We start from the raw sequence: 914 nt of genomic DNA, 5'->3' as shown, positions 1-914 counted from the left end.
CTTATAACGCCCAATTAAGGTGTGAAGCACGCTAACACCACACCCAATTTGAACACCGTAAACACTGAACTTAACCCAAACCAAAAATGCCAAGCGTGCTGAATCACTCTTAAATTGTTTGTTAGCTATTTGGTGAAGTGTACCCCGTTGTTGTCGCTACGACTTCAAATCCACGCTTTGATACTATCGGTTTGCTCATATCTGAGGCATCGATTATTAGATATTTAACACCTTTCGACTTGGCTTCAGCGATACGCTTATTTAAGAGCAAGCTATAATAGCCATTACCTCGAAACTCTTTGATTGTACTTCCGCCCCAAATACCTGCAAATGGGCTGTTTCCGTTAAATGTTAGCCAAGCAGAAGTTACTGGCTGTCCATTTACATACACAACATAAATGGATACCGAATCTGGAGATTGTTCTTTGAGACTCATTAAGTATTTGTATTGCCAATCGAAATCTCCACCCCAAACTTGTTCTTGAACCTTTATTGCATCACGAATGCCTTGGCTATCGAAAACTTCTGTGATCTGAGATTCATCGAAGAATTCGTTATCTGTTTTAGAAAGGTCTAAAACCATAAATGATTCGGTATCTTCTTGTTCAAAACCATTAGCGAGTAATACACTGCCGATATTACTTGGTTTATCGGTACTATATGTCTTCCACTCAAAGCATAATTTGCGTTGGCTAAAGTATGCAAGCTGCTCTTTAACTATTGATTCAGCGAGGCTTTCATCAAAGTCAAAGAACGAAATATAACTGCCGTGACGATCTTTAGACACGAATTTAGTCAGATTACTATCTGACTCCTTTACGCCATTAAACGAGTGAATAAGCTTGCGTTCAAACTCATTGTACTCTCGCATTACATCCACTGTATTCATTTTATCCTCGTATATAGCTAACGCC

The 914-nt window shown here is 39.1% G+C and carries 1 protein-coding gene; it reads right to left on the bottom strand.

Features of this window, described 5'->3' with window-relative positions; genetic code table 11:
- Positions 1–121: 121 nt before the first annotated feature.
- The coding region (locus VPR01S_RS21875; protein WP_245580809.1) for a GNAT family N-acetyltransferase at positions 122–914 on the bottom strand (793 nt) is incomplete at its 5' end.

The organism is Vibrio proteolyticus NBRC 13287 (assembly GCF_000467125.1).
GTDB lineage: Bacteria > Pseudomonadota > Gammaproteobacteria > Enterobacterales > Vibrionaceae > Vibrio > Vibrio proteolyticus.
This window is presented reverse-complemented; position numbering and strand designations above follow the sequence as displayed.